This is a genomic window from Streptomyces sp. WM6378 (assembly GCF_001279695.1).
GTDB lineage: Bacteria > Actinomycetota > Actinomycetes > Streptomycetales > Streptomycetaceae > Streptomyces.
Map to the genome: position 1 here is coordinate 25,005 of NZ_LGDD01000234.1, position 24,335 is coordinate 49,339.

A 24,335-nucleotide genomic window follows, 5' to 3' on the forward strand; every position below is an offset into this window, starting at 1 on the left:
GGCTCCTCTCGGCCGGCCGCCGGCACCTGTCGGGCGGCTTCGCCGAGCATCGCATCTGACGCACCGTCATGTCATCGGCCGGGCGCCAGGGAAGTTGCCCGAGGCGGCGATTTGGGCCGGGCGGCCCTCAGGCGGGCACGGAGGCGGACCGGCGCCTTCGCCTGCGGTCCCGGGTTCTGTCGCGCTGCGGCCACAGCAGCACGTACGCCGTCGAGACGACCACGAACGCGAGCCGGATCAGCCCCCGCGCCGCATCGTCGGGCACCACGAACACGCTCCCGTACAGCGTCAGGAGCGCGAGCCAGCTCCACCACGGGACCAGCCTGCGCTGGCCGATCACGTCCCACAGGAGGGTCCCGAGCAGGACCGACGCCGTGTAGTACGTGTAGACGCTGGGGTCCAGGACGATCCGCGCGTTCGCGCCGAGCAGCACTACCGCCGCCCACCGCCCCCGCCACACCGCGATCGCGCCGAGCAGCAGACCGAGGGCCGCCTGCGCGGGGCGGTCCCAGCCGGGCGTCTCGGCGTCGGCCACCCCGAGCCAGCGCAGCGCGGACGCGGGCTGGTTGGGTATCGCGAAACCGGCGGCCGACATCGAGTGCGGGTTGGTGAGGAAGAACGGCGCCCAGGCGACGGCGACCACCGCCGCGCACCACAGCCCCGCCCGCAGCCACTGGTGGCGCGGTAGCGCGAAGAGCAGCGCGGCGAACGTCACCGCAGTCGGCTTCGAGTCCATCGCGAGCGCGAGCCACACCCCGGTGCCCACCGCGCTGTCGCGGGTCACCGAGCGGACGGCGAGCGCGGTGAAGAACAGCGCGAGCACGTCGTCGAGGTGGCCGAAGCGCACCGACACCTCGATCCACATCGGGATGAAGGCGAGACCGGCGATGAGCACCCGCTGCCGCAGCCGCTGGTGGTTGGTGCCGGTCCCCAGGAAGTACCAGGCGGCGCTGCGCCCGGCGAGCACCACGATCACCAGGCCGAGCACCGACATCAGGAGCGCGGCCAGGAACTGGCCGGTCCGTTCGGGGAACGGGTTGAAGAGCCCGGCCGTCAGGAAGCTGACCGGGCCCATCTGGAGCTCGGGGTGGTGGGCGTAGAGGTTGAGCCCGCCGGTGCCGTCACCGGAAGGGCCCTGGAAGATGAGTTCGCCGCCGGCCCGCAGATAGTGCCAGGAGAAGCCGCCGTTGGGCTCCACCACGGCGAACCACAGCGCGGTCCATGCGGAGAGCAGGATCAGATGCATCCTCTGACTGATGGCCGGCACGTGCGTTCAGCTCCTGTTTCCCTGCCCGTTGCGAATGGCGTTGCGTGGAGCACGGGAGGCCCCGGGGAAAGATGTCATGCGGGCCGAGTCCGTTCTCACAGTGGGTCCACATGTGCTCGTCGCCACACTCCGCGGGGTCCCTGCCGCGCGTGGGTCTGGGCAGGGGTCTGGCCGATACCTCTCAGTGAGAGATAAAATAGGGGCATGGCTGTCGAAGAGGCCGAACCGTTCGACGACTCCTTCGCCGATGTGCTCGCCGGTGTCCAGCGGCTCGTCCGGCGGCGACTGCGCCGCGGGCTCACCGTGCCCCGGCTGCGCGGGGCCCACATCGAGCTGCTCAGACTCGTCGCCGGCCGGCCCGGCATCGGGGTGTCGGCCGCCGCCAAGGAGCTGTACCTCGCGGGCAATTCGGTCTCCACGCTGGTCAACCAGCTGGTCAAGGACGGATACATGCGGCGCGAGACCGATCCGGGCGACCGCCGCTCGGCCCGGCTGTACGCGACGCCCGCCGCGGTCGAGCGACTGCGCGACTGGCAGCGGCGCCGCGCCGCGCTCGTCCGGGAGCAGGTGGCGCGCCTGGACGCGGCCGACCGGGCCGCCCTCGCCGCGGCCCTGCCCGCCCTGCGCCGGCTCGCCGAGAACCTGCACGAGGAAGCGGAGGGGTCATGAACGACGACGGCGCGGTGATGTGCGACGGCTTGGAGTACGCGTTCGGCGAGACCAGGGCGGTCGACGGGCTCGACCTGTCCGTCACCACGGGCGAGGTCTTCGGCCTGCTCGGCCCGAACGGCGCGGGCAAGACCACCGCGATCCGCTGCATCACCACCCTGCTGCCGGTGCCGGCGGGCCGCATAAGGGTCTTCGGCCACGACGCGGCCAGGGAACGGATGGCGGTGCGCCGGCTGCTCGGCTACGTACCGCAGCAGCTGTCGGCCGACGCGGGCCTGACCGGGCGCGAGAACGTGGCCCTGTTCGCCCGCGTCTTCGACGTCCCGCGCAGGGAGCGCGCCCGCCGCGTCGCGCAGGCCCTGTACGCCGTCGACCTCACCGAGGCCGCCGACCGCATGGCCCGCACCTACTCGGGCGGCATGATCCGCCGCCTCGAACTCGCCCAGGCGCTGGTCAGCGCGCCCCGCCTGCTCATGCTCGACGAGCCGACGATAGGCCTCGACCCGATCGCCCGCACCAGCGTGTGGGAGCACATCAACGCGGTGCGCCGGGCCACCGGAATGACCGTGCTCGTGACCACCCACCACATGGACGAGGCCGACCAGTACTGCGACCGCCTCGCGCTCATGCACCGCGGCAGGATACGCGCGCTCGGGACGCCCGCGGGCCTCAAGGCCGAGCTGCGCGAGCGCCGCGGGACCGACGATCCGCCGCCCACCCTGGAGGACGTCTTCCGCGACGTCGCCGGCCGTGGGCTCGACAGTGAGGGAGGTGACTTCCGCGATGTCCGCAGCACCCGCCGCACCGCAGCCCGCCTCGGCTGAGTCCCTCGACACCGCAGGCGCCCTCGATCTGCTCCTCGTCCCGCCGCGGCCCCGCACCGGCTGGCGCGTCCTGCCCGCCCGGGTCGGCGCCCTGTGCGCGGTCGAACTGCAAAAGCTCCGGCACGACCGCGCCGAGCTCTACACCCGGGCCGTACAGCCCGCCCTGTGGCTGCTCATCTTCGGCGAGACCTTCACCCGCATCAAGGCGATCCCGACCGGTGGCATCCCGTACATCGACTATCTGGCGCCCGGCATCATCGCCCAGTCCGCCATGTTCATCGCCATCTTCTACGGGATCATGATCATCTGGGAGCGGGACTCGGGCATCCTCACCAAGCTGCTCGTCACCCCCACCCCGCGCTCGGCGCTGATCACCGGCAAGGCCTTCGCGGCCGGAGTCAAGGCGCTCATCCAGGCGGTCGTGGTGATCGCGATCGCGGCCCTGCTCGGGGTGGCCCTGACGTGGAACCCGCTGAAGCTGATCGGCGTCGGCGTCGCGGTCGTCCTCGGCTCCGCGTTCTTCTCCTGCCTGTCGATGTCCATCGCCGGGATCGTGCTGACCCGCGACCGCCTGATGGGCATCGGCCAGGCCATCACGATGCCGCTGTTCTTCGGCTCCAGCGCCCTGTACCCGGTGTCGATCATGCCGGGCTGGCTCCAGGCCGTCAGCAAGGCCAACCCGCTGAGCTACCAGGTCGACGCCCTGCGCGGACTGCTGCTCGGCACCCCCACCCACCTCGGCCTGGACTACGGCGTACTGCTGCTCGCGGCGGCGCTCGGCATCCTGGCCGCCTCCTCGCTGCTCGGCAGGCTGGCCCGCTGAGCCGACTGCCATCATGATCGGTATGACCGAGGACAACGGATACCTCCTGGACAACCGGCAGACCGAGGCGGGCGAGCGGTTCGACGCGCTCGCCGAACTCTTCGACGCCACGACGTTCCGCCACTTCGACGCGCTGGGCCTCACGGCCGGGCACCACGTGTGGGAAGTGGGCGCCGGCGGCCTCTCCGTCCCGCGCGGCCTGGCCGAACGGGTCGGCCCCGACGGGCAGGTGCTCGCCACCGACCTCGACACCGGATGGCTCACCGGCGTCACCCTGCCGTCGAACGTCGAGGTCCGCCGCCACGACGTCGGGCAGGACGAAGCACCCTCGGGGCCCTTCGACTTCGTGCACGCCCGGCTCGTCCTGGTCCACGTGAAGGACCGGGCCCGGGCCCTGCGCTCCATGCTCGGGGCGCTGCGCCCCGGTGGCGTCCTGCTCATCGAGGACGCCGACCCCGCGCTCCAGCCGCTGCTCTGCCTCGACGAGTACGGCCCCGAACAGGAACGCGCCAACCGCCTGCGCCGAGGCTTCCGGCAACTCCTCGCCGAGCGCGGAGCGGACCTCTCGTACGGCCGCAAACTCCCGCGCCTGCTAAGGGAGTTGGGCCTGGAGAGCGTAGAGGCCGACGCGTACTTCCCCGTCACCTCGCCCGCCTGCGCCGTCCTCGAAGCGGCCACCGTGCGCCAGGTCGGGGACCAGCTCGTGGACCGGGGCCTGGCGAGCGACGACGAGATCGAGCGCCATCTCGCGAGCGTCGCCGCGGGCCGCCTCGACCTGGCCACCTCGCCGATGATCTCCGCATGGGGCCGCCGGCCGGCCTGAGGAAGCGACCGGCGGCCCGGCGGGGGCGGGCTCAGGCCGCCGTGTCGTACGTGTAGTAGCGCGTGTGGTCGAGGAGATCCGCCGGGGTCACGTTGTTCCACGGCCGCATCGTGTCGTGCAGGTCCACCACGTCCCGCGTTCCCGCCGTCGGCAGATAGGGCGAGCCCGGGTGCATGGCCTGCCACTGCGACCAGAGCTTGTCCACGAACGCGTGGTGCATCCAGAACACCGGGTCGTTGGGCGAGGCCCCCGTCCCCATCTGCCCGCCGACCCAGACGTGGACCCGGTTGTGCAGATTGACCCCGCGCCAGCCTTCGAGGTGGTTGCGGAAGCCGTCGGACGCGCTGTTCCACGGCGCCGTGTCGTACGTCGTCATGGCGAGGACGCCGTCGACCTCGGCCCGGGTCGGCAGCTGGGCGACGTTCACGCCGAGCGCCCGGCGCAGGTAAGTGCGGCCGTCCACCCGGACGTTGACGGGCCAGCCGCCCGCGCTCTGCGCGAACGGTCCGTCCATCACCTGGCCGTCCCGGCTGCGCCCGGTGCCGCCGAGGAAGTCGGCCGCCCACAGCGACGAACTCGGGGTGCGGTCGACCGTCCAGTCCCAGTACGGCACGGTGACCGAAGGGTCGACCGACTGCAGGGCCTGCTCGAACTCGATGAGGAATCTGCGGTGCCAGGGCAGGAACGACGGCGAGCGGTGGCCGACCCGGTCGCCCGTGTCGGTGTCGCTCATGATGAAAGCGTTGTGCGTGGTGACGAAGGCGTCGTACTTTCCGTTGCGCTTCAGCTGAAGCAGCGCGTCGACGAGGCGGCGCTTCTCGGCGGCGGTGAGATGCGCCTGATTCTTGCGAACGGCCATGGCTGTGCTCCTGGTTGGGCTGGGCTGCGGGAGGGCGGGTGAACCGGGCGGGCCTCGCGGGCCCGCTTCCTCGGCTCAGGCGAGCGGGACGAGGGTGGCGCCCTGGAGCTCCACCACGGCGGCGCGGGCGATCGCGCGGGGCGTGGGAGAGGGCTGGTAGTGGTTCACCACACTGATCCAGGTCCCGTCGGCGTTCTGCATCACATGCAGTTCCTGGCCGTCTATCCGCACGGCGTACCCGCCGCCGTGGTGCATGTGCCCGGCGCCGGGCGCGCCCTGTATCCGGCGCCCCTGGAACACCTCGTCGAAGGCTTCGGGCGCGTCGTGTCCCTCGTGGCCGGTTCGTGCCGCGTCGGACGGCGTGCGGGCGGCGGCGGTCGAGGCGTGTGCCGAGCCGGCCAGGGCGAGACCGGCGAGGGTGCCGGCGGTGGCGCCGAGGGCCTGGCGGCGGGTGGGTCGAGACATTGGAATCCCCATTGATTCGCGGTGGGTTGGCAAGTGGTTCAGTGCCATCCCTACCGGCCAGGGCCACGGAGCAAGAAGTCCGGACGAATTGGTTGGCCGCTATGCGGACATGTCCCGATTCGAAGTGCAGTGTTCAACAAGGGGGTTCTTGCTGAACACTGGTCACCAGACCGCCATTCGTGAAGATTCCCCGGGGAATATGCCAAGTCTGTGAAAATCTTGTTGCCTCGGTGGACTGGCTGTGGTCGGCCTCACGCCCGGAAGGTGACCGGAAATGCCCGCCTGTGTTCGGCCGGTGGCTTGAACGGGCCACGGGCGGCCGCCGTGGCCGAGCAGAACCGCACGGACGGGGCGGCGGCCGTCAAGTCGCCCACCGAATGGGCCGGTTGAGATCCGCCGCCCCGGTCCGTGCGGGTTCCCGTCAGCCCACCCCGCGGGGCAGGGCCAGCGACTGGACCTGGGGAAGAGAGGTCCAGTCGTTGGAGGCGACACTGGCGTGGGCGGCGGCGAGCCGGGCCACCCGTGCCTGGGCGTCCGCCGGGGACGGGTTCTTGTCGTCGAGGGCCGGGGCCACGTTCTGCGCGTCGGTCATGACGACGAAGTAGTGGTGCGCGTCGTACCAGTTGGTGTCGATCGAACCGTTCGTGTACGTCGCCGCGTCACCGTCGAAGACCACGAACCACGGACGGATCGAGGTGTCGGCATAGCGTGAACGGGGGTCGCCCGCCTGGGCGTTGTGGACCGCCGGGAAGACCTGGGCCTGCCCCGTGCGTCCGGCAGCCGCGAGGTCACGCAGGTAGCGGGCGTACTCGACGTCCGTCCACAGGCTGTCGGTGGGGTTGCCCTCCTCGACCGTGCCCGGGATCACTTCGAGCATCACCTTGCCCGCGAGCGCCGCGCGGGTCGGCCAGTTGCCCGCGTTCGCGGCCTCGTCGAGCGTGGCGTACTGGCCGCCGCCCGGCTTGGCGAGCAGGTCCGCCGGGCGGAAGACCGCCGAGCCGAGGTGGTCGCTGATCGCCTGGTCGAGCTTGGCGGGGCCCATGCCGTACGTGGCCTGGAAGCCCGCCTTCATCTCCAGCTTGATGACCAGCGGCGGATGTCCGGGGTGGGCGGCGAGCCAGACCCGTACGTCGTCCAGGCAGCTCTCCAGGTTCTTGTTGGCGCCGCCGGTGTAGAGCTGGCCAGGGGTGCTGGCGTTGACGCAGTTGTTGCTGTTTCCCAGCGGGTTGGAGTGGCTGACCTTCCACTCCTTGGTGATGAAGTCGTCCCACACGTCGAGCTCGATCATCGACGTGCCGGTGTCGAGGGCCTGTGCCAAGTACGGGAAGGCGGCCGGGTCGTAGGTGTTGTGCAGGCCGGAGACGGTGGCCCCGGACAGCGGCAGGGTCTCCGGCCCCGCCGCGGAAGCGCTGCCGCCGGCACCCGCCGTGGTGAGGGCGAGGCAGGCGGCGAGCGCGCCGAGCAGGGCTGTGCGCGGCCGGGGCGTGAATCGTCTGGGCCGGGGATCCGACACGGGTCCTCCTAGTGGGGGGTGACTCTCCGTCAGGACAGTGCCATCGTCGGGTGAAGCGACGAAGACATGTCAAGTAACGCGAGTTGGATTCCTCCTGTCACCCCCTGCGGCCGGTCCGGCCCGAGGATGTGACCCGCGGGGCCCCGCCCGAGGGTGAACCCGGCCATGTATGGGCCGAGTTGAAAGCAGGCTCGGAGCCGGCCGCCTAGAAGTTGAACACGGCCTCGGAGCCGGCCGCCTTCATGCAGGAGTTGCCGTAGGTCTGTACGTGGCTGACCCGCTTGCCGTTCCAGACGCCGTCCGCCCGGACCGTGACCGGGTTCCACACCTTGGTACAGATGCGTGGGGCACCGCTCGCGGAGAGGGCGGTGAAGTCGCCCTGCGCGCGCTTGAGTTCGGCACAGGCCGCGGCCGGCGCGGGGTGCGTGCCCGACGGCGTCGGGGTGCAGCTGAGGGTGACCGCACGCTGGACGGAGGCGCCCTCGTCGCCGGTTCCGGCCTCGATGCTGATCACGAGCGCGGACGGCGGGTACAGGCTCATGGGCTTCATGGCGTCGGCCGGGGCCGCGGTCGCGCTGCCGAGTCCCGTACCGACAAGTCCGTTGGCCAGCAAGGCGACGGCGAGGGCGCTGACTGCTGCGATCTTCCGCATTTCGAACACTCCTGGGGGTTGGTTTCCGAAGAACGAATAGGAGTCTCTCCCGCAGCTGAGAGCTTCGCGCAACACACCGGAAACATTCGGTCACGCGAAGTGACCCGAGGGAGTCGCATCCATGCAGGACATCGCACTGGTGTGCAGGTCGCCGACCTCCCCAACGTCGGCCAAAAGAAAGGCGTGTTGCTGGATGCTTGGTCGATTTCAAGGCAAACGAAAGCTGGATTCTGGGAATCTTAGGCCGAATTGAGGACTGGTCAGAGCGTGACTCTGTGGTGGGGGAGAGCTGCGGCCCGGTGGGTGCGATCTTCGCGCGATTAGGATCCGGGGCATGGAGCTTCGACAGCTGCGGTACTTCGTCGCGGTGGTGGAGGAGGCCAACTTCACCCGCGCCGCCGCCCGTCTGCATGTGGCACAACCCGGGATCAGCGCGCAGATCCGGCAGTTGGAGCGGGAGCTCGGCCAGCCCCTCCTTGACCGCACCGGCGGCTCGGTCACCACCACCGAGGCGGGCGAGGCGGCACTGCCCCACGCGCGGGCCGCGCTGGCCGCCGTCGACGCGGTGCGGCACACCGTGGACGAGTTCACCGGGCTGCTCCGCGGCCACGTCACCATCGGCGTGGTCCCCGGAGTCGTCACCCAGGATTTCGACGTGGCGGCCTTCCTGGCCGACTTCCACGACGCCCACCCCGGCGTCGAGATCACGCTCACCGAGGACACCTCCGAGCGGATGCTCGCCGCGCTGCTCGCGGGACGGCTCGACATCGCCCTGGCCGGACTCGCGCAGGACGCGGTGCCGCCGGGGATCTCGCTCGAAGTGGTCGTCGACGAGCCCCTGGTGGCCGCCGTCGCCCCGGGGGACCCGCTCCTGACTGCCGGCCGCACGGAGGTCCGCCTCGCCGAGTTGGAGGGCCGCCCGCTCATCAGCCTGCCGCGCGGCACCGGCCTGCGCGCGCTCCTCGACCGGGCCTGCGCCGAAGCAGGAATCCGGCCGCGCATCGCCTTCGAGGCGGGCTCCCCGCAACTCCTGGCCCGGCTCGCCGTGCGCGGTCTCGGCGTCGCCGTGCTCCCCGCGTCCCCCCACGGCGCGGGCTACGCCACGGGCCTGCGGACCCTGCGCATCACCGAGCCGGAACCGCGCGGCCGGATCGCCCTGGCCTGGCGCACCCAGGGCCCGGCGGGGCCGGCGGGCCGGGCCCTGCTGGCCCGGCTGCGAGCCGCGCTCGCCGGGCCGGCGCCCGCCGGCCGAACAGGGCCGAGCTGACGCGTGCGCGGTGGGCGCTCACTCCACGGGACGCTCTTCGCGAACCCGGCCCGTGCGGCGGCGCACCAACAGGACGAACGTTCCGGCGACGGCGAGGCCCCCGGCCACGGAACCCGCCACCGGCCAGACCGAATCGCCTTCGTCCGCCGCACGGATCGGCTTCGCCGCCGCCGCGTGCGTGATCTGCGCCTGGCGCCTGGCCGACTTGGTGGGCCGTACGGGTTCCAGGGAGCCCACCGCGTCGACGCTGTCCCAGGCCCTGAAGCCCCAGTCGAGCAGGCTGCGGGCCTCCTCGTAGACCGTGAATCCGCCGCCGGCCTGTGGATTCATGACGGTCACCAGCAAGGTGCGCTCGCCCTGTTTGGCGGCCGCGATCAGGGTGTTGCCCGCATGGGTCGTGTAGCCGTTCTTGACCCCGATGATCCCCGGATACCGGGCGATCCCGTCGGTCCCGGACAGCAGCCGGTTGGTGTTCACGATCCCGTACGAGCCGCCTGTGCCGGGGAACTGCGCCGACGCGGTCGAGCAGTATTCGGCGAAGTCCGGGCGGGCCAGGCCCGCCCGGGCGAACACCGCGAGGTCGAACGCGGAGGAGACCTGGCCCGGGCTGTCGTAGCCGTCGGGCGAGACGACCTCGGTGTCGAGCGCGCCGAGCCGCCGGGCCTGGGCCTGCATCTGGGCCGCGGTCTCCTCCCAGCCGCCGTTCAGCGAGGCAAGGACGTGCACGGCGTCGTTGCCGGAGCTGAGGAACACCCCGCGCCACAGGTCGGACACCTGGTAGGTGTGCCCGGACTCGACGCCCACCAGACTGCTGCCCGGGCCGATGCCCGCGAGGTCCTGGTCGGAGACCGTGTGCCGGTCCTCGGCGCGCAGATGGGGGAGCGCCGTGACCGCGAACAGCGTCTTGAGGGTGCTGGCCGGCGGCAGCTTGCGATGGGCGTCCCGGGCGGCGAGGACCTTGCCCGTGCGGGCGTCCGCGACCACGTACGAAAGGGCCGACACGTCACTCGGAAGGGCGGGCGCGTCCCGCCGAGGGCGTACGTGTTCGCCCGTCGGCGGGCCCGGCTGGGGCGCGGCGGCGGAGCTCTCGGGCGTCGGAGCGAGGCAGCACAGACCGATGGCGGCAGTGGCGGTGAGAGCAGCCATGGAGCGGAATCCGGATCTGATGACCATTCAGCCACCGTAGGAACAGAACGGACATCACGCAGGTCGGCTTGTGCCGTCCGGCCTACACGGCAGGCCTCCGGCGGCGGCCAGGCCGGGGTCCGGCCGCACGACCGCGCCGACGTCGCGGTCGCTGGACGCGGTGAGCCTGCGGACCAGCTCGGCGAGGCCCGACAGCGGGCCGAGGGCCTCTTTGACACTGTCGGCCGAGGCCGCACCGCTGCGGGGCTGCGGCAGCAGGGGTTCGTGCTCGACGGGATGGAGGCGGTACGGCGGGGTCGGTGGGACGCCGTGCGCCAGGACCTCGCTCTGCTCCCGCCAGTGCCGGGCGTCGTGCGGCTCGCCGTACGGCTCGATCGTCGTGGCGTCGTCCACCAGCGGGCCCATCGCCGCCCCGGCCGGCTCGTCGCGCAGCACCTGCGCGGACAGGGCGTGCAGCCGCTGCTCGGCCGGCACGTACCGGGCGGCCGTGTGCACGGCGGCCGCAGGAATCTCAGCCATCCGATGCATGTGCCGCGCTGTGCGCCCCTTGTGGCCGGTTCTGTTCGCGGGGGCCCGTTTCCTTTGTTCAAGGAACAGCAATGGTCTAGTCCAAGTCGTTGACGTGTTCCGGCCACCGCCCAATTCTGGGAGCCCCTCCCACCCCCAGGAGACCTCGACATGAAGCCACTTCGTGCTCTCCTCTGCGGCGCCGCCAGCGCCGCACTGGCAGCGGCCGGGCTCACCGCCTTCGTCACCGGTCAGGCTTCGGGCGCGACCGCGGACGCGGCCGGGCTCGGCGGCCGCTGGTACGCGGCCGCGCCCTATCTGATGCCGCTGGACAACAACCCGCCCGACACCTCCGCCATCATGGACGCCACCGGCCTCAAGGCCTTCCAGCTCGCGTTCGTCCTCGCCCCCAACGGCGGTGGCTGCAGCCCGACTTGGGGCGGTACGGCGCCCGTCTCCTCCGACACCGCGGTCGCCGGAACCATCTCCTCGATCCGCGCCAAGGGCGGCGACGTCTCGGCCTCCGTCGGCGGCTACGGCGGCACCAAGCTCGGCCAGAACTGCTCGGACGCGGCCTCCACCGCGGCCGCGTACCAGCAGGTGATCACCAAGTACCAGCTCAAGGCGATCGACTTCGACCTGGAAGAGCCGGAGTACGAGAACACCACCGCCATCTCGCACGAGATCGGCGCCGCCAAGATCCTCCAGCAGAACAACCCCGGCCTGTACGTGTCGGTGACCACTGCCGGAACCGCGGACGGCACCGGCTGGTTCGGGAAGCAGATGCTGAACGAGGCCAAGACGCAGGGCTTTGTGCCCGACAACTTCTCGATCATGCCGTTCGACGGCGGGTTCAGCGGGGCCGCTGCCCAGACGGGCGCGCTGACCAACTTCAACTCGATACTCCAGTCGACTTTCGGCTGGGACGCGGCGACCGCCTACGCCCACGAGGGCTTCTCCGGGATGAACGGCCGCAGCGACTCCGGCGAGTTCTTCTCGCAGGCCGATTTCCAGACGGTGCTGGACTACGCGACGAGCCACGGCATGGCCCGCTTCACCTTCTGGTCCCTCAACCGGGACCGGCAGTGCAGCCCGCCCGACAACAACGGCACGACGTCGGGCACGTGCAGCAGCGTTCCGCAGGCCGCCTGGGACTTCGCCAAGTACTCGGTGAAGTTCGCCGGGGCCACCCCGCCCTCCTCGCCCCCGCCGTCCTCCGCGCCGCCCTCCTCGCCGGGCGGCACCTGCGCGGTGGCGGCCTGGAGCTCGGGCGCGGTCTACACGCAGGGCAACGAGGTCTCCCACAACGGCCACAAGTGGAAGGCCAAGTGGTGGACCCAGAACGAGGAGCCCGGGACCACGGGGGAGTGGGGGGTCTGGCAGGACGAGGGCACCTGCTGAACCTCCCACGGCCCGAGCTCCTTTGAGGAGACGGCTCCGGCCCGCGCGCCACACCGCGCCGGGCCGGAGCCGTCCCCGTGCATGGGGACGAGGGGGTTTCACCGGCCCCGGAAGTTTTTTCGCGGACGAGCGGCAACCCCCGTCGCCACCGCACGTCGTCAGGGGTGAAGGCGCAATTACCGCGCCGCCCCGCCGACCGTGGAGAAGCACAACGTGACCGTCCCCCAGCACAGTCCCGACCGCCCCGCCTCCCGCAGCCCCCGCCGGCTCGCCGGCGCCGCGGCGGCGACCGGCCTGCTCCTCGCCCTCGCCGTCCCCGCGCTCGCCGGTACGGCGTACGCGGACGGGCCGAGTGCCCAGCCCAAGCGCCCGGCCCCGGCCGCGGCGGCCGACGCGAGCGCCGTCCCGTCCTCACCGGTCAAGCGCGCGGGCGAGGGCAAGCAGCCGGCCGAGCCGCCGACCGCGCAGCCCGCGGCCGCACCCCCGACCGCGCAGCCGAAGAGCCCGGCGACGCACGGTGTGGAGGCGCCCGGCACGGCGGCTGGGCCCGCCGCACCGGCCGCCGCCCCCGCACCCTCGGACCAGAAGGAGCTGGCCCATACTGGTTCGTCCACGACCACCACGGTGACGGGCGCCGGAGCCGGCGCGCTGATCCTCGCGGGCGCCGGAACCGTCTACGCCGTACGGCGGCGGCAACAGCACTGAGAACCGGTGTCCGGACGGGGTTCGGACACCGGCACCGAGGCACCCCACGGCCCCGCCCACGACGAGGGCGGGGCCACGCCTGCGCACCGAGGAACTGATGGAGTACACCGCCGCACCGCACCCGGCCATCCCCTTCGCGCCGAGCCGACTCGCCCCCCGGTGGCGTGGACTGCTGCGCCGGGGCCGCACCACACCCCGCGAGGGACGCGTGGAGGTGTTCGGCCGGGGCCGGTCGGGTGACGCCTGCGAGCCCGGGGCCGCGCCGCCGACGGTCAGCGAGCTCTACCACGCGCACCGGCTCAAGATGGTGCATCTCGCGGTCATGCTGGTGGACGACCGGGCGAGCGCCGAGGACGTCGTGCAGGACGCGTTCACCGCGCTGTACCGCCGCCACGGCGAGCACATCGACGAGATCGACAACGCGCTCGCCTATCTGCGCACCGCCGTCGTCAACGCCTCGCGCTCCGTGCTGCGCCGGCGCCGCACGGCCCGCGGTTACACCCCGCCCCACATACCCGACGCACCCTCGGCGGAAGAACGCGTCGTCCTGGACGAGGAACACCGCGAAGTCCTCGCCGCGCTGGGGCAGTTGACGGTGCGGCGCCGCGAGGTGCTCGTCCTGCGGTACTGGAGCGACCTCACGGAGGCGGAGATCGCGACCACCCTCGGCATCAGCCGGGGCTCGGTGAAGTCCATCGCGAGCCGGGCCCTCGACTCGCTGGAGAAGATCCTGGAGGCACGGGCATGAGCGGACACTGGAGCGGGCCCGAAACCCCCGAGCGTCCGGTCGAGACGCGGCTGCGCGGCGCGCTCGCCGCCCGCGCGGACGGCATCACCCACGCGGATCTGCGGCCCGCCGACCCGCCGGGACCCCATCTGCACCGCACCCCGCTGGCCCGGCTGCGGCTGCGCCGGTTCGCCCTGCCGCTGGCCGGGCTCGCCACGGCCGCTGCCGTGGCGGTCGGCTACGTCACGCTGGCGCCCGGCCACGACGAACAGCGCCCGCTGCCGGCCAACTCGCCGGGTCCGGTCCAGCCCCCGCCGACGCCGACGCCGGCTCCGTCCAAGACACCTGGCCCCGTACCGTCGCCGCCTGCGGACCCGCCGTCGGGCGACCGCTCGAAGTCGGGGAGCGAGACGCCCACCCCGCCCTCGTCGAAGCCCGGGGCGGGCCCGGTCACGGGAGCACCGTCGCGCGGCGCCACGCCCCGCGGGCCCGCGCCGCCGTCCGCGCCCGCGACGCGCTGACGCCGGGGCCGGTCAGTCGCGGCGGCCGCTGATCCGTCGGCGGCGCACCAGCACCGCGGGCACCGCGCCCGCGAGGGAGAGCGCGCCCGGCGCGAGAGCGGCTGCGGTGTTGATGCCGGACTGGTCGAAGGTGTCGGGGACGGGCAGCGTCGCCCAGCGGGATACGGGCCAGGCGACCACGAAGGCGCGGCCCACGGCGTCGCCGACCGGGACGAACCCGTGAGTCTTGTCGTTCTGGTGGTAGCGGGAGTCCGCGGAGCGCTGCCGGTTGTCGCCCATCACCCACATCTTGCCCTTGGGCACGGTCACCTTGAACTGGCCGCCCTGGTCGTCGGCCGAGCACGGAGTGCCGCTGGGATTGACGTACGGCTCGACGAGCGGCTCTCCGTTGACCTTCAAGGGGCCGGTGCCCTTGCACTCCACGGTGTCGCCGGCGACCCCGATGACCCGCTTGATCAGGTCCTGTTCGTTGGCCGACGGCATGACCCCGACGAACGACAGGATCTTCTGCACGACGTTCGGCTGCGAAGTCGACTCTCCGTCAAGCCAGTTGGCGGGATCGTGGAAGACGACGACCTCGCCGCGCCCCGGCTCCGAGCCGAACCAGGGCGTGAGCTTGTCGACGAGGACGCGGTCGCCGGGCCGCAGCGTGTTCTCCATGGACTCGGACGGGATGGAGAACGCCTGCACCAGAAACGTCTTGATGAGGAGCGCGAGCACCAGCGCGACACCGATGAGGATCGGCAGTTCCCTCCAGAACGAGCGGTGCTTCCCGGCTTTGGGTCGGTGCGGTCCGTGCGGTTCCCCACCCTCGGTCTGTGGGCTTCCGTCCGCGCCGATCGCTGAATTCCCCACGCCCGCTCCTCCGTTCGTACCGAGGCCCATGCGCCGGGCGGCGTGGGTCCACGACCTGACCAACGAACGGTAGTTCCGGGCGGTCCTGATCACCGTGGTCTGCGGGGGGTGTTCGCCCGCATTCCTGCATCCGAAGGACCCGGGTACGCGAGAGCCCCCGCCGGACGGCAGGGGCTCCACGGCGCGAGGGGTGCGGGTCAGGACGCGGGCTCGGGGCCCTGCATGTGCTGGCTGATCCACTGGATGAGGCCGCCGTTGGCCATGTTCGGCACATACGTCTTGGCGTTGTGGTCGCCGCCCTGGATGACGCTCAGCTTCGTCTTGACCGGGCCCTTCGTGTACTTCTGCACGAAGTCCTCGATCTTCGGCTTGGCCTGCGCGTCGGAGCCCGCGGTGCCGACCTGGAAGGCCAGATAGACGTCCGGACCCTTCGCGTCGATCAGCTTCTGGGCGAGCAGCTTCGGGTTGTTCTCGGCCTTCTCCTTGTCGTGCCCGGCCCACAGGCGGGAGTCGGGGACGATGTCGGGGCCCGAGGCGATGACCGCCTTGAACTGGTCCGGCTTCTGCAGCACGCTCTTGAGGCCCGCGAAGCCGCCGGTGGAGGAGCCCATGAAGGCCCAGCCGTCACGCGACTTGATCGTACGGAAGTTGGCCTTGATGAGGTCGGGGACGTCCTCGGTGAGCCAGGTGCCCATCTTCGGCTGGCCCGGGATGTCACTCGCGTCCCAGTACAGGCCGCCCGTGTCCGGGTGGGGGTTCAGGACCGGCATCGCCAGGATGAACGGGAGGCTCTTGCCCTCCTTGGACCACTGGGAGATGCTCGCCTCCAGCTTGAGGTCCGTGCCCATCCAGTAGTTGGTCGGGTAACCGGCGCCGCCGGGCAGCGCGACCATGACCGGGAAGCCGCTCTTGGCGTACTTCGGGTCCTTGTACTCCGGCGGGACCCAGACCCAGACCTTGCCCTTGAAGCCGGACTTCTTGCCTTCGAGGGTCGTCACAGCGATCTTGGTGTCGTTCTCGGGGACCGTGCCGGCCACCGTGAACTTGGCCTCCGGGCCGGTCGGCATGAGGACCTTGGAGTTGGCCCCCTGCGCCGAGCCACCCCCGGGCTTGTCCCCACCGCCCGCGCCGCCGTCCTGCCCGAAGCTGATCGCGTCGCCCTTGTCCGAGAAGACGTCGAAGTAGTTCAGGACGGGCCACGCGATCAGGCCGAGCACGACGAGCGACACCACGCCGAGTATCCAGCGCTTGGCGCGGCTGGCCCGGCGGTGGCCCCGAGACTGGTAGGCCCCGTTGCGGGGGTTGGTCATTGCGATCGCTCCGGATTGGTTCTCTGGCCCAAGGGCATGCCTGTTTCGTTCACCAGACGGGATGGGCAACAGTGACCAATGGGTTCCGGATTTATCTTACAAATCTTGTGAAAGTGACTGATCCGTCAACGGTGGTTGCGGAGCGTCCTCGCCGTTCCCGGCCCGGCGCCGCGACCGGACGCCCTCGGTTCAGGGTCGCAGGCCGTGGCGCACCCACGCGTTGGGTTCCACATAGCTGACGCGATCGTGACGGGTGTCACAGTGCACCGGGACCAGGGCGGCCGGCACCTCGATCTCGCCGTCCCGGTCGAAGGGGAGGCCGGTCCACCGGCGCCACTCGGCCGGTGTCCCGCTCACCGTCATCGACGCGGCGGCCGCCTTCTCGATGGTGCCGCCGGCCCTGACGTGGACACGCAGCCACGGGTCGGCGGGCAGCCCGTCGTCCCTGACCTCGCGCATGTACTCGGCCATGGGCACCCGAGGCCGGAGGTGCTTGGCCGTGGGGCGTACCGGCGCCACCAGGGCGCCAAGACCCTGGCGTCGCACCGCCTCGCGCATCGCGGCCAGCATGCGGTGGGACAGTCCGCGCCCGAGGTGGCCGACGTCGATCGTGATCTCCAGCGCGCTCGCCGTCGTCAGCGGACGCCCGCGCCGGAGGTCGTCGAAAGCCCACGCCAGGACCTGGTCCCAGCCCCGGTCCGGCATCTCCTCGCGGCCGTCGAGCGCCGCGTCGAAGGGCACGCTGTATCCGCGGGCGATCGGCCGGCCGCCCTCGGTGGCCACCACGCAGTACTGCGGGAACTCCTCGGGCACCCGGCCGAGCAGGGCGTAGCCGACCAGGTCCCGGGCCATGAATTCGGGCCAGGTGTCGCTGATGTCGTAGAGCCGGGAGGCCAGTTCGGGCCGCTCGGCGAGCGTGCTGATCTCGATGTTGTCGCTGTGCGTCACGGGACTGGACCCTGTCAGAGGTCCGTCGTTCCTACCAGTGCTTTTGGCCCCGGCTGATCCTCGGCCGACGTCACGGGCGCGTGCACCGGACCCGCACCGTCATGTCGAGACGGCGCCCGGCCATGCCAGGGGACGCGGTCACCCCGAACGCTGTGCGGTCGACCCTGGCCGTGGCGACGGCGGTGAACGCGCCCGTCGACGAGGTGGACTCCGCTATGGACAGGCTCAGCGGGCGGGCGATGCCGCACACGGTGAGCGTGCCGAGCACGTTCGTGCCGTCGAGGCGGTCCGCGGTGAAGGTGATCAGTGGGTGGCGGTCGGCGTCGAGGAAGCGCGGCGAGCGTACGGCGGCGTCCCGCTGCCGGCTGCCGGTGCTGAAGCTCGCCGTGTCGATCTCGGCGCTGACGCTCGACGCGTCGAGCGGCTCGGTGATGTCGACGGTCCCGGACCGGATCGCGAAGCTGCCGCTCACCGGAAGCAGCCCGAACACGTGCCGGGTCCGGAAGGTGACGGTCGAGCCGCCCGGGTCGATCGCGTAGCGCCCGAGACCGGGGGCCGCCGCGGTCCTGTCCTGATTCGTTTCCATGACTCGATTCCACCGCGGAACGGGTGCCGGGCGGCAGGGCGGGCGGTCGGGTTCCGGGGCGACGAAAGAAGGGCCGCTCGGGGCGGCATGCGACTTTCGTAGGGTGTGCCCGGACCGGAAGGTCTGCTGTCGCGATCCCTCGCCCGGGGATGACCTACCGTAAGCCGCATGAGTGACGGACCGTGGCCCCGTCGGCATCCGCTCGCCGTGGATGCGGCGCTCGCCTTCTGTTTCGCCCTGGGCGACACCGCCATCACGCTGGTCGGCGCGACCTGGTGGCCCGAGCGGCCCGGGCCCCTCGCCTGGACGCTGCTCGGCCTGCAGGCGCTCGCCTGCCTCTCGCTGGTGGCCCGCCGCCGGGCCCCGCTGACGGTGGTGGCGGTCCTCGGCGCGTTCACGCTGGCCGTGACCCTGCTGATCTCGCCGGTGCAGGCGCTCACTCCCGCGAACCCGGGCAACGTATGGGCCCCGTTCTCGACGGCCCTCGCGGCCTACGGCCCTCTCTTCTACGGGAAGAACGCCCGCAACCGGCGCATGGCGTTCCTCGTGCTCGGCATCTTCACGCTGATCGTCGCCCGGGCCTGGCAGCCGTCCATCACGGTCATCACCATCGGCCTGCTGCGCACGGCCGTCGGCCCCCTGCTCGCCCTGTACTTCGACGCGCGCAGGCGCCTCGTGTGCGCCCTGACCGAGCGCGCCGAACGGGCCGAACGCGAGCGCTATCTCCTCGCCGAGCGGGCGTGCACCGAGGAACGCGCACGTCTTGCCGGTGAGATGCACGACGTGGTGACCCACCGGGTGAGCCTCATGGTGCTCCAGGCGGGCGCGCTGCGCGTGACGGCCTCCGACGAGGCGACCCGGCGCGCTGCCGAGGAACTGCGGGCGGCCGGCTGCCAGGCCCTTGAGGAACTGCGCGACCTGGTCGGCATTCTGCGCACCGCACCGGAAGACGACCCCACCCCCTCGCTCGACGGGTTCGCGGCGCTGGTCGCCGAGTCGACGGCGGCGGGCGTGCCGGTGGAACTGGCCGAGCGGGGCGACCGGTCGCTGGCCTCACCCGTGGTCGGCCGCACCGCGTACCGCACCGTGCGCGAGGCACTGACCAACGTGCACAAGCACGCCCCCGGGGCGCGCGTCACCGTCGAGGTCGAGTACGACGAGCGGCGGGTCCGGGTCGCCGTGCGCAACACCCGGCCGAGCGGCGGCCCCAACAGCGAGCTGGCACGCACCGGTTCGGGCCTCGGTATCGCGGGGCTGCGGCAACGGATAGAGCTCGTGCACGGAAGCCTGCGGGCCGGTCCGGAACCGGACGGCGGGTTCTGCGTCGAGGCCGTACTGCCCGCCTTTGTACCGACAGCGGAATCGATGGTGTGAGCTGTGGTCCGAGTGGTTGTCGTGGACGACGAGCCGATGGTGTGCGGATTCCTCCGTACGATCCTGGGCTCGGCCGCCGACATCGAGGTCGTCGCCGAGGCGCACGACGGGGCGGCGGGCGTGGCAGCGGTGCTGCGCCACCGGCCCGATGTCGTCCTCATGGATCTGCGCATGCCGGGCACGGACGGGATCACCGCCATCGAGCAGCTGGCCCGGCGCCCGGACGCGCCGCCCATCGTGGTGCTCACGACCTTCGACGCCGACCAGTACGTCCTGCGGGCGCTGCGCGCCGGGGCCTCGGGGTTCCTGGTGAAGTCCACCCCGCCGGAGGATCTCATCGGGCTCGTCCGGGTGGCCGCCGAGGGGCACACCGTTCTGTCGCCCGCCGCCGCCCGGCGGCTGATCGCGGCCTCGACCGACGGCCTGACGGCCCGCGACCGGGCCCGCGAACGCGTCGCCCGGCTGACCGAGCGCGAGGCCGAGGTCCTGGCGGGCCTGGGGGAGGGGCTCTCCAACGCGCAGATCGCGGCCCGGCTCTATCTGTCGGAGGCGACCGTCAAGGGCTATGTGTCGCGCATGCTCGACAAACTCGAATGCGCCAATCGCACCCAGGCCGGGCTGCTCGCCCACGAGGCGGGTGTGGTCGCACCGTAGCGGTGCCTGGCCAACGTCCTGGATTCGTACGGCAGTTGAGTCGGCGGCGCGTCCGGCCTGCGCACGTGCGTGCGGGGCCGTTCGCCGCCCCCGGACGGCCCGCGGCCGGACACGCCGTGGCAATGCCGGGCTCGGTGCGGGCGGCGGCGGATGCTTGTTTGTGCTCGTTGAATGGGAGCCATTGACAGATACGAGCATCAGTACTGCACTGGCGGGTGCCCTCCGGCAGGCTCGTGCCGGCGGGATCGGCACCTTCCCCTGCCCTCCGACGCATCCCGCCCGGGCCCCAACCGGCCGGGCCAGGAAGGAATCTGTCGTGCCGTCACTTCCCATGCGCCGCCGCAGAACCGCCGCTCTGCTGGCCGCGCTCCTGGCCGTCCCGCTGACCGCGACCGGTGCCCTGGCCGCCCCGGCCCCCGCGAAGCCCGCGGCCGCCCCCGCCCACAGCGGGCAGGTCGCAGCGACCCCGCCGATGGGCTGGAACAACTGGGCGCACTACATGTGCGACATCAGCGAACGGACCGTCGTGCACAACGCCGACGCGCTGGTCTCCAAGGGCCTCGCCGCCAAGGGCTACAACACGCTGACCGTGGACGACTGCTGGATGACCAAGAGCCGGGACGCGGCGGGCAACCTCGTCGCGGACCCCGCGCGGTTCCCGCACGGCATGGCCTGGCTCGGCGACTACCTGCACGCGCGCGGCCTCAGGTTCGGCATCTACGAGGACGCCGGCTGGGGCACCTGCGGCGGCTACCCCGGCAGCGGACAGCCCAAGGGCGGCGGCCCCGACCACTTCGCCCAGGACGCCGCCACCTTCGCCTCCTGGGGCGTGGACTACCTCAAGCTCGACGGCTGCAACCTGTACGTCTCCCCCGGCCAGACCAAGGAAGGCGCCTACCGCCAGGCGTACGACGCCGAAGCCGCGGCCCTGGCGGACGTCGGCCGCGACATCGTCTTCTCCGAATCGGCGCCCGCCTACTTCCAGACCGGCGAATGGGGCAACCCCGGCTGGTTCAACGTGCTCTCGTGGGTCGGCAAGGACGGCCAGCTCTGGCGCGAGGGCTACGACATCGCGACGTACGACCCGAACAAGCCCGACGCGAGCCGCTGGTCGAGCGTGCTGACCAACTACGGCTACAACCGCTGGATCGGCCGCTACGCCGGACCGGGCAACTGGAACGACCCCGACTTCGTGCTCGCCGGGGCACCCGGCCTGACCGCCGACGAATCCCGCAGCCAGGTGGCGCTCTGGTCGATGATGGCCGCGCCGCTGATCCTCTCCTCCGACGTGGCCGCCCTCAGCCCGGCCGGGCTCTCGGCCCTCGGCAACACCGCTCTCGTCGCCATCGACCAGGACAGCCTGGGACGGCAGGCCGGGGCGGTCGCCACCAACGGCACCACCGACGTCCTGGCCCGCCCGCTGGCCAACGGCGACCGGGCCGTCGCCGTGCTCAACCGGTCCTCCTCCGCGCGGAACATCACCACGACGCTCGCCTCGATCGGCCTGCCCGGCTGCAAGGTGAGTGCCAAGGACCTCTGGAGCGGGGCGAGTTCGACGACGTCATCGGCGCTGACCGCGACCGTGCCCGCCCACGGCACCGCGATCTGGCGGCTCACCCCGGGCAGCGGCTGCGCCCCCGCCGTCCCCACCGGCCAGCTCACCGGCAACGGCGCCAACTGCGTGGACGTGTCCAACAGCGGCACCGCCAACGGCACTGCGGTGATCCTCTATCCCTGCACCGGCAACGCCAACCAGCGCTGGACCCTGGCCGGCGACGACACCGTACGGGCGCTCGGCAAGTGCCTGACCGCGAGCGGCACCGGCGCCGGAAGCGCCGCCACCCTCTCGGCCTGCACCGGCACGGACGCCCAGCGGTGGACCACCGACCAGGACGGCACGCTCGTGAACGCCGGATCCGGGCTCTGTCTCGACGTGTACGGAGGCGGCACGGCGAGCGGCACCAAGCTCGACACCTGGACCTGCGGCGACCACCAGGCCAACCAGACCTGGGCGCTGCCCGTGTGACGACGGCGTCAGGCCGTGACGGCGAGCTCCTGCCGCACGCTGATCGCATCGAGGCGGATCGTGACCGCCGCGGTGTCCTCGGCGCCCAGCGACAGGAGCTTCGCCTTGTCCGCGGCCACGCACACCTCGACCCGGAAGGCGACGACGTACAGGTGGCCGCCGGTCTCCTCGTCCTGGAGCGCGAAGAGCAGGTGGTAGAAGTAGCGGGTGCCGTCCGCGCCGTCCTGGAAGGCGAGGTGCGCCGCCCCCTCCTGCTCCCCGAGGCCGAGGAACACCCGGGCCAGCGCGGCATCGGCCCTGTCCCAGAACGCCGGGTTCTCGAACGGCTCGACCAGCGCCTGGCGCACGGCCTGCTTCAGGGTGAGCACCATGACCTGCACCGGAGCGGTCTCCTGAAGGCCGAAACCGGGGATGATCTTGACGACGGAGCTGTTCGGCAGCGCCCGCGCGGCCGACCGTACGGCCCCGAAGTCGAAGTCCCCGGCCGCCGGAGCGATCGCCTCCTGGAGCGCGGCCTCGGCGGCCCGCGCCTGTTCGAGCGCGTCCGGACCGACTTCGACGACCGCCTTGAAGGCGGCCCTTGTGCTGGTGGCCCGGTCAACCATGGCTGCTCCCGCGGGGGTTGGAAGTGATCAATCGCCGACGCGCCAGTATGCACAAGCGGCCCCGAACCGGCAGTTCGATCTCACATTCCGTACGCGAAGTGACCTGCGGGCGTTCGCGATTCACCAAGAGTGACCGTATGTGACGGCATGCACGTCTCTGACCTGCACGGACCACGGAAAGTGAGGCCCGTCACTTCGGGTGATTTTTTCGGCATGTTCCCCGCATGCCGGGGCAGGGGCGGTGATGGCCCTGTCCCAGCACTCATCGGAGGACCCGAACCATGCCCGAGCTCTTCATCGACGGCCAGTGGAACGTCGCCGTCGACGGGCGGACCCGTGAGATCCGGTGTCCGGCCGACGGCACCCTGGTCGCCACTGTCGACGAGGCGGGCCCCAAGGACACCGCCGCCGCGATCGCCGCGGCCCGTGCCGCCTTCGACCACGGCCCGTGGCCGAGGACGGCACCGGCCGAGCGCGGTGCGCTCCTGCAGCGCGTCGCTGACCTGCTCGTACGCGACAAGGAACTCCTCGCGCGGGCCGAGTCCCTCGACACCGGCAAGCGGCTCGTCGAGTCCCGCTACGACATGGACGACATCGCGAACTGCTTCCGCTACTTCGCGGCCCTCGTCGTCGCGCAGGGCGCGGGCCGCGTCGTCGACACCGGGAACCCGGTCGTCGACAGCCGCGTCGTCCAGGAGCCGGTGGGTGTCTGCGGGCTGATCACGCCGTGGAACTACCCGCTGCTCCAGACCGCCTGGAAGGTCGCCCCGGCGATCGGCGCGGGCAACACCTTCGTGCTCAAGCCGAGCGAGCTGACCCCGCACACCGCCATCCACCTCATGAAGCTCCTTGCGGAGGCGGGCCTTCCGGCGGGCGTCGCCAACCTGGTGCTCGGCGCGGGCGCCGAGGCGGGCGCGCCGCTCGCCGAGCACCCCGACGTCGACCTCGTCTCCTTCACCGGCGGGCTGGTGACCGGCCGCCGTATCATGGCCGCCGCAGCGCCCACCGTGAAGAAGACCGCGCTCGAACTCGGCGGCAAGAACCCCAACATCGTCTTCGCCGACGTCGCCGTCACCGACGCGAGCTTCGAAGCCGCCGTGGACAACGCGCTGACCGCCGTGTTCCTGCACTCGGGGCAGGTCTGCTCGGCCGGCACCCGGCTCCTGGTCGAGGACGCGCTGCACGACCGGTTCGTGGACGAACTCGTGCGCCGCGCCAAACTGATCCGGCTCGGCGGCCCCTTCGACGAGCGGGCCGAGACCGGACCGTTGATCTCCGCCGCCCACCGCGACAAGGTCGAGGCCTACGTCGCCGCAGGCATCGCCGAGGGCGCAGTGCTGCGCTGCGGCGGCGAGCGCCCCAACTCGCCTGATCTGGAAGGCGGTTACTACTACCCGCCGACCATTCTCGACGAGTGCCGGGCCGGTATGAGCGTGGTGCGGGACGAGTCCTTCGGGCCGGTCCTGACCGTCGAGCGCTTCACCGACGAGGCCGAGGCCGTGCGCCTGGCCAACGACACCATCTACGGCCTGGCGGGCGCGGTGTGGACCACCGACGAGTCCAGGGCCCACCGCGTCGCCGCCGGACTGCGGCTCGGCACCGTATGGATCAACGACTTCCACCCGTACGTCCCGCAGGCCGAATGGGGCGGCTACAAGCAGTCCGGGACGGGACGGGAGCTCGGGCCCGCGGGCCTGGCCGAGTACCAGGAGACCAAGCACATCTGGCGCAACACGGCCCCCGAACCCCAGCGGTGGTTCGAGAGCTGAGCCGCTGACCCCTGACCGGCCGCCCCCGCGGACGGCCGG

The 24,335-nt window shown here is 71.8% G+C and carries 25 protein-coding genes; 13 read left to right on the top strand and 12 right to left on the bottom strand.

Translation table 11 applies throughout. From position 1 onward, the window contains the following. Positions 1 to 127: 127 nt before the first annotated feature. A complete protein-coding gene (locus ADK54_RS18430) occupies positions 128 to 1,267 on the bottom strand; it encodes a hypothetical protein (protein ID WP_420717330.1) in 1,140 nt (379 codons plus the stop codon). Positions 1,268 to 1,471: 204 nt separating this feature from the next. Here ADK54_RS18430 and ADK54_RS18435 point away from each other — a divergent pair, with 204 nt between their 5' ends. Genes ADK54_RS18435 through ADK54_RS18450 form a run of 4 tightly spaced genes read left to right on the top strand, consistent with a single transcriptional unit; the run spans position 1,472 to position 4,406 of the window. Continuing rightward, entirely contained in the window at positions 1,472 to 1,936 is a 465-nt protein-coding gene (locus ADK54_RS18435) for a MarR family winged helix-turn-helix transcriptional regulator (protein ID WP_053726739.1), read from the top strand. Then, the gene (locus ADK54_RS18440) at positions 1,933 to 2,760 is read left to right on the top strand and encodes an ABC transporter ATP-binding protein (protein ID WP_053726740.1); all 828 of its coding nucleotides are present in this window, start codon (positions 1,933 to 1,935) and stop codon (positions 2,758 to 2,760) included. Before ADK54_RS18435 ends, ADK54_RS18440 begins: the two co-directional genes overlap by 4 nt. After that, positions 2,720 to 3,583, top strand: coding sequence for an ABC transporter permease (locus ADK54_RS18445; RefSeq protein WP_053726741.1), 864 nt, complete (start codon positions 2,720 to 2,722; stop codon positions 3,581 to 3,583). Before ADK54_RS18440 ends, ADK54_RS18445 begins: the two co-directional genes overlap by 41 nt. Positions 3,584 to 3,605: 22 nt before the next feature. Beyond that, positions 3,606 to 4,406, top strand: a complete 801-nt coding sequence (locus tag ADK54_RS18450; RefSeq protein ID WP_053726742.1) for a class I SAM-dependent methyltransferase — start codon at positions 3,606 to 3,608, stop codon at positions 4,404 to 4,406. A gap of 31 nt (positions 4,407 to 4,437) precedes the next feature. On the opposite strand, the gene melC2 is transcribed toward ADK54_RS18450, so the two are convergent. From melC2 to ADK54_RS18470, 4 genes are all read right to left on the bottom strand, one after another. Then, positions 4,438 to 5,265 carry a tyrosinase MelC2 gene (melC2, locus tag ADK54_RS18455; RefSeq protein ID WP_053726743.1) on the bottom strand — a complete coding sequence of 276 codons (828 nt, stop codon included), beginning with the start codon at positions 5,263 to 5,265 and terminating at the stop codon, positions 4,438 to 4,440. 75 nt (positions 5,266 to 5,340) lie between these two features. Beyond that, the gene (gene melC1 / locus ADK54_RS18460; protein ID WP_053726744.1) at positions 5,341 to 5,730 is read right to left on the bottom strand and encodes an apotyrosinase chaperone MelC1; all 390 of its coding nucleotides are present in this window, start codon (positions 5,728 to 5,730) and stop codon (positions 5,341 to 5,343) included. A 421-nt stretch (positions 5,731 to 6,151) separates the two neighbouring features. Then, on the bottom strand, positions 6,152 to 7,243 hold the full coding sequence (locus ADK54_RS18465) for a phosphatidylinositol-specific phospholipase C domain-containing protein (RefSeq protein ID WP_078966458.1): 1,092 nt from the start codon (positions 7,241 to 7,243) through the stop codon (positions 6,152 to 6,154). Positions 7,244 to 7,448: 205 nt separating this feature from the next. Next, the gene (locus tag ADK54_RS18470; RefSeq protein WP_053726745.1) at positions 7,449 to 7,895 is read right to left on the bottom strand and encodes a subtilase-type protease inhibitor; all 447 of its coding nucleotides are present in this window, start codon (positions 7,893 to 7,895) and stop codon (positions 7,449 to 7,451) included. Between the two features lie 334 nt (positions 7,896 to 8,229). Between ADK54_RS18470 and ADK54_RS18475 the strand changes: the two genes are divergently transcribed. Further along, a complete protein-coding gene (locus ADK54_RS18475; RefSeq protein ID WP_053726746.1) occupies positions 8,230 to 9,162 on the top strand; it encodes a LysR substrate-binding domain-containing protein in 933 nt (310 codons plus the stop codon). 18 nt (positions 9,163 to 9,180) lie between these two features. On the opposite strand, the gene ADK54_RS18480 is transcribed toward ADK54_RS18475, so the two are convergent. Beyond that, complete coding sequence (locus ADK54_RS18480; RefSeq protein ID WP_078966459.1) at positions 9,181 to 10,335, bottom strand: D-alanyl-D-alanine carboxypeptidase family protein; 1,155 nt, start codon at positions 10,333 to 10,335, stop codon at positions 9,181 to 9,183. Between the two features lie 27 nt (positions 10,336 to 10,362). Next, positions 10,363 to 10,827: a hypothetical protein gene (locus ADK54_RS18485; protein WP_053726747.1), complete on the bottom strand. Its 465-nt coding sequence runs from the start codon at positions 10,825 to 10,827 to the stop codon at positions 10,363 to 10,365. Positions 10,828 to 10,986: 159 nt separating this feature from the next. Between ADK54_RS18485 and ADK54_RS18490 the strand changes: the two genes are divergently transcribed. From ADK54_RS18490 to ADK54_RS18505, 4 genes are all read left to right on the top strand, one after another. Next, positions 10,987 to 12,216, top strand: coding sequence for a carbohydrate-binding protein (locus tag ADK54_RS18490; protein WP_053726748.1), 1,230 nt, complete (start codon positions 10,987 to 10,989; stop codon positions 12,214 to 12,216). Positions 12,217 to 12,429: 213 nt separating this feature from the next. Beyond that, complete coding sequence (locus ADK54_RS18495; RefSeq protein WP_159047833.1) at positions 12,430 to 12,921, top strand: LPXTG cell wall anchor domain-containing protein; 492 nt, start codon at positions 12,430 to 12,432, stop codon at positions 12,919 to 12,921. Positions 12,922 to 13,018: 97 nt separating this feature from the next. Next, positions 13,019 to 13,669: an RNA polymerase sigma factor gene (locus tag ADK54_RS18500; protein ID WP_053726750.1), complete on the top strand. Its 651-nt coding sequence runs from the start codon at positions 13,019 to 13,021 to the stop codon at positions 13,667 to 13,669. Next, positions 13,666 to 14,169, top strand: a complete 504-nt coding sequence (locus ADK54_RS18505) for a hypothetical protein (protein WP_053726751.1) — start codon at positions 13,666 to 13,668, stop codon at positions 14,167 to 14,169. Before ADK54_RS18500 ends, ADK54_RS18505 begins: the two co-directional genes overlap by 4 nt. Positions 14,170 to 14,181: 12 nt before the next feature. Here ADK54_RS18505 and lepB read toward each other — a convergent pair whose 3' ends face one another. The 4 genes from lepB to ADK54_RS18525 all read right to left on the bottom strand — a co-directional run bounded on the left by lepB (position 14,182) and on the right by ADK54_RS18525 (position 17,868). Next, the gene (gene lepB, locus ADK54_RS18510; RefSeq protein WP_078966474.1) at positions 14,182 to 15,054 is read right to left on the bottom strand and encodes a signal peptidase I; all 873 of its coding nucleotides are present in this window, start codon (positions 15,052 to 15,054) and stop codon (positions 14,182 to 14,184) included. Positions 15,055 to 15,221: 167 nt separating this feature from the next. Beyond that, positions 15,222 to 16,334: an alpha/beta hydrolase gene (locus ADK54_RS18515; protein WP_053726752.1), complete on the bottom strand. Its 1,113-nt coding sequence runs from the start codon at positions 16,332 to 16,334 to the stop codon at positions 15,222 to 15,224. 189 nt (positions 16,335 to 16,523) lie between these two features. Then, positions 16,524 to 17,282 carry a hypothetical protein gene (locus ADK54_RS18520; RefSeq protein WP_053726753.1) on the bottom strand — a complete coding sequence of 253 codons (759 nt, stop codon included), beginning with the start codon at positions 17,280 to 17,282 and terminating at the stop codon, positions 16,524 to 16,526. Positions 17,283 to 17,352: 70 nt separating this feature from the next. Beyond that, positions 17,353 to 17,868 (bottom strand): YceI family protein, encoded by a 516-nt coding sequence (locus ADK54_RS18525; protein WP_053726754.1) that lies wholly within the window; start codon positions 17,866 to 17,868, stop codon positions 17,353 to 17,355. 168 nt (positions 17,869 to 18,036) lie between these two features. Here ADK54_RS18525 and ADK54_RS18530 point away from each other — a divergent pair, with 168 nt between their 5' ends. From ADK54_RS18530 to ADK54_RS18540, 3 genes are all read left to right on the top strand, one after another. Then, positions 18,037 to 19,242, top strand: coding sequence for a sensor histidine kinase (locus ADK54_RS18530; RefSeq protein ID WP_053726755.1), 1,206 nt, complete (start codon positions 18,037 to 18,039; stop codon positions 19,240 to 19,242). 3 nt (positions 19,243 to 19,245) lie between these two features. Further along, positions 19,246 to 19,896 carry a response regulator gene (locus ADK54_RS18535; RefSeq protein ID WP_053726756.1) on the top strand — a complete coding sequence of 217 codons (651 nt, stop codon included), beginning with the start codon at positions 19,246 to 19,248 and terminating at the stop codon, positions 19,894 to 19,896. A gap of 316 nt (positions 19,897 to 20,212) precedes the next feature. Next, on the top strand, positions 20,213 to 21,922 hold the full coding sequence (locus ADK54_RS18540; protein ID WP_234392122.1) for a ricin-type beta-trefoil lectin domain protein: 1,710 nt from the start codon (positions 20,213 to 20,215) through the stop codon (positions 21,920 to 21,922). 8 nt (positions 21,923 to 21,930) lie between these two features. On the opposite strand, the gene ADK54_RS18545 is transcribed toward ADK54_RS18540, so the two are convergent. Then, complete coding sequence (locus tag ADK54_RS18545) at positions 21,931 to 22,527, bottom strand: Type-2Aa cytolytic delta-endotoxin (RefSeq protein WP_053726758.1); 597 nt, start codon at positions 22,525 to 22,527, stop codon at positions 21,931 to 21,933. 281 nt (positions 22,528 to 22,808) lie between these two features. Here ADK54_RS18545 and ADK54_RS18550 point away from each other — a divergent pair, with 281 nt between their 5' ends. Then, positions 22,809 to 24,296, top strand: coding sequence for an aldehyde dehydrogenase family protein (locus ADK54_RS18550; protein WP_053726759.1), 1,488 nt, complete (start codon positions 22,809 to 22,811; stop codon positions 24,294 to 24,296). The last annotated feature ends 39 nt before the right edge of the window (positions 24,297 to 24,335 follow it).